At 41.7% G+C, this 3,774-nt stretch carries 3 protein-coding genes; all 3 read left to right on the top strand.

The window, feature by feature from the left end; all coding sequences use genetic code 11:
- Positions 1–514 precede the first annotated feature (514 nt).
- The 3 genes from ASU31_RS26980 to ASU31_RS26970 all read left to right on the top strand — a co-directional run bounded on the left by ASU31_RS26980 (position 515) and on the right by ASU31_RS26970 (position 3,488).
- Entirely contained in the window at positions 515–1,153 is a 639-nt protein-coding gene (locus ASU31_RS26980) for a DUF6266 family protein (protein WP_057935332.1), read from the top strand.
- Between the two features lie 346 nt (positions 1,154–1,499).
- Positions 1,500–2,405, top strand: coding sequence for a helix-turn-helix domain-containing protein (locus tag ASU31_RS26975; protein WP_057935331.1), 906 nt, complete (start codon positions 1,500–1,502; stop codon positions 2,403–2,405).
- Between the two features lie 81 nt (positions 2,406–2,486).
- Entirely contained in the window at positions 2,487–3,488 is a 1,002-nt protein-coding gene (locus tag ASU31_RS26970; protein WP_057935330.1) for an aldo/keto reductase, read from the top strand.
- Positions 3,489–3,774 lie beyond the last annotated feature (286 nt).

Below are 3,774 nucleotides of genomic sequence, written 5' to 3'. Positions count from 1 at the left end.
AATTTTCTTAAGAGATTAATATCTTGATTTGACTAAAGCACAAGTCAGGCCTTTGCTTGTGCCTGAGGTGCTAAGACTTGCGCTAGAATAGGTGAGATTGCTTCGTCGGCTGAAAGGGCAGTGTTGTTGGCTGATTTGTGCTTTAAAATTTTCTTAAGAGATTAATATATTGATTTGGCTAAAGCACAAGTCAGGCCTTTGTGCCTGAGGTGCTAAGACTTGCACTAGAATATGAGGTGATATCCCGAATAAAAAATGGGGAAAGGAAATAAACGCAATTAAGGTTGAGAAGATGAAATTAGATTTGCAAGATTATTTTAACATATACATTCTGTTCGGAAAAACTAAGGATTAGGACGGGTTTGGTTCGGAGTTGGTTCGGACTTAAAACAGAGTTGTGACAATTATACCCGAACTAACTATGTTTTAAATCCCTGTTAAATTTGCTGAAATAGTATATCGATTACAATTCTTTTTTTACCTTAGTGTTAATCATCCCATAATTTTTAAAATTATGGCAATATTTAAACAAGGAATCAACGGTGGTTTCACCGGGAAAGTTGGGAGCGTGATAGGCTATCAGCTAAATGGACAATGGGTAATGAAAGCTTTACCTAAATCCAGTGCAAAAAACAAAAAAGGAACAGCCCAGCAAAAGCGTTGCAGGTTTGGTTTTACCAGGATGCAGCTTTTCCTTAAACCCTTAATTACATTCATTAGGGTAGGGTACAATCTCGAATCTAAACTGAGGATGATGACTGCGCATAATGCAGCCAAATCGTACAATATGCTCAACGCATTGGATGCAAATGGCGAAATTGATTGTGCAAAGGTATGTCTAACCTTTGGAAGTTTGTTGGGTGCAGAAAAGCCCAACGTAGTTAAAGACGATGTGGGTCTTCATTTCAGCTGGGAGAATAATACAGCTAATAACTCGATTAGGGAAACAGATCAGGTGATGGTAATTGCTTATAATGTTAAAGCTCAGCGGACTTATTTTAAACTCAGTGGCGCAAGAAGAATTGATGGCATGGAGACAATTGAAATCCCCGCATTTGAAAAAGACAATGAACTGCATACCTGGATTTCATTTATTTCAGATGACAGGCAGTCTATTGCAATGAGTAGCTACACAGGGAATATTACCATTTAGTATACCAGTAACCAGCGGTACTCCATTAAAATATTATCAAGGCAATCTTTATGATTGATAATGCTGAGAAACCAGCTTATTTACGTCGCTAAACGCTATGAGCGCACAGAAATAACCATTGTTGAGGGATTGATCGTTACAGACTATTGGAAGATACTTTTGGTTTGGTAAAGGCTTTGGATAATAGATTTGAAAAAACACAATTTATGGATATCTCTCCATCAAAAACAAATTGTTAATTAATTCTGATCAGCAGTTTGTTTTAGGGGCTTCTGGAATTCGCGGTACGGGGTCAATCAATTCGATTTATGCAAGGTATATTATTTGATTTTTATAAATTTACAGTATGAAACAAGCAGAGACCGTTATCGATTTTTACAACAGGCTGCCAAGCCATGCTCCCATAGATGTTCCGCTCGATAATGCTGGCATTGGCCACATAAACGTTTTCACAAGAGAGAGCTGCGCCGTGGTGAGTCCATACAGTCGTCGCGATTTTTATAAGGTTTCTCTTATTATTGGTAAGGGAAAGATCTATTATGCGGATAAGTGGATACAGATTGACCGGCCTGCGCTGCTGTTTTCAAACCCTATTGTGCCTTATTCCTGGGAGGCAGACTCAGATCAGCAGTCGGGCTGGTATTGTCTTTTTACCGAAGATTTTATTCAGCATAGTGAACGGGTAAATAACCTGCGCGATTCACCTTTGTTTAAGGTCGGCTGTAATCCGGTGTTCTTCCCGGATGAAGTACAATTGCGCGAATTTTCGGCTATATTCCAAAAGATGCAGGCAGAAATGTGCTCAACTTACCCACACAAGTACGATGTACTGCGCAGCTATTTGCACCTGTTGATCCATGAGGCAATGAAAAATAATCCGGCCACAAATTTTCACACCTATGCCAATGCCTCTTCGCGGGTTTCTGCCTTATTTCTTGAACTGCTGGAAAGACAGTTTCCAATTGATTCTCCTACGCTTATACTCAAACTGAAAAACCCTGCCGATTATGCCGACGCTTTATCGGTACACATCAATCACCTCAACCGTTCTGTAAAAGAGGTTACCGGTAAAACCACAACCGCTCATATCGCTGCCCGGATTGTTAAAGAGGCGAAGGCACTATTGCAGCATACCGACTGGAATATCGGTGATGTTGCCTACAGCCTGGGCTTTGAATACCCTTCATATTTTACACTTTTCTTTAAAAAACACACCGGTTCAGCACCTACTAAACTGAGAGAAACTGTTTGAATATTATAACGATCTGTTTGATGCTTATAAGTCGCGGTTTCGCTTTGTTATCTACATTTGAAGGAACAAAATCTTATCAAAATGAAATATAGAAATTTAGGGACAACCAGCGAGAAACTGTCTGCACTTGGCTTAGGCTGCATGGGCATGAGTTTTGCGTATGGGCCTACAGACGACAAAGAAAGTTTAGCGACTCTTGAAAAAGCACTTGATCTTGGGATCAATTTTTGGGATACTGCCGATATGTATGCAAACGGAGCAAATGAAGCACTCATTTCTAAGGTACTCGTACCTAATCGCAACAAGGTATTTATTGCAACTAAATTTGGGTTCCGTTTTACAGATGGAATTGCCGGCCCCAGCAGCGCAACGGGAACCTATTTTGATGGTTCTCCAGCCTGGATGAAAGTTGCTGTTGAACAGAGCCTGAAACGATTGAGAATCGATACCATAGACCTCTACTATGCCCATCGGGTTGATCCGAACATTCCGATTGAAGAAACCGTTGGCGCTATGGCCGATCTGGTAAGAGAGGGGAAGGTACGCTATCTTGGACTTAGCGAGGCTTCTGTCGCCTCTTTACGCAAAGCACATGCCGAGCATCCCATTGCTGCGCTGCAGAGCGAGTATTCGTTGCTTACAAGGGATGTGGAAAATGGGATATTGCAGACTACTCGTGAACTTGGAATTTCACTTGTGCCTTATTCTCCGTTGGCTCGAGGGTTGGTTACGAATACACTTGATGTGAACATCCTTGCTGAGGACGATTTTAGAAGAACCCTGCCACGTTACCAGCAGGAGAATATTACCGGTAACAATAGGCTCATAGCTGAATTTGCTGCACTGGCGGGTACCAAGGGTTGCACACCTGCACAGCTTGCCCTGGCATGGGTGCTGGCGCAGGGCGAGGATATTATCCCGATTCCAGGCACGAAAAAAAGAAAATACCTGGAAGATAATGTAGGTGCGATTGAAGTTGAACTAACAGGTGATGATCTTACAGCGGTTGATGAACTGATCAGGCGATATCCTATAACTGGCGAGCGTTATAGTGAAGGCGCAATGAAGATGGTTAACCACTAACGGACTTTCTATAACATAGTATATTTGGCGGAGGCATTGGCGTAGGCTAAAGGGATAACCAGGAGAAATCGGGGTATTTACCTACAAGGCTAACTATAACCTTACTAGCGCAAGTCTTAGTGGTTTGGACAATGTGGGCTAGCTGACTTGTGCCTTAAAGGATTAATTTAACCTTTTCTAGCGCAAGTCTTAGTGGTTTGGACAATGTGGGCTGGCTGACTTGTGCTTTAAAGGATTAATGTATTAATTTAACGAAAAGCACAAGTCAGGCCTTTGCTTGTGCCTG

The sequence above is a fragment of the Pedobacter ginsenosidimutans genome, assembly GCF_001442625.1.
GTDB lineage: Bacteria > Bacteroidota > Bacteroidia > Sphingobacteriales > Sphingobacteriaceae > Pedobacter > Pedobacter ginsenosidimutans.
Note: the sequence above shows the minus strand (reverse complement) of the source record. Positions and strands in the feature narration are given on the sequence as shown.

Bases quoted from the DNA above. Each gene is read 5' to 3' on its own strand.
- ASU31_RS26980 (WP_057935332.1), top strand. From the start codon at position 515: ATGGCAATATTTAAACAAGGAATCAACGGTGGTTTCACCGGGAAAGTT.
- ASU31_RS26975 (WP_057935331.1), top strand. From the start codon at position 1,500: ATGAAACAAGCAGAGACCGTTATCGATTTTTACAACAGGCTGCCAAGC.
- ASU31_RS26970 (WP_057935330.1), top strand. From the start codon at position 2,487: ATGAAATATAGAAATTTAGGGACAACCAGCGAGAAACTGTCTGCACTT.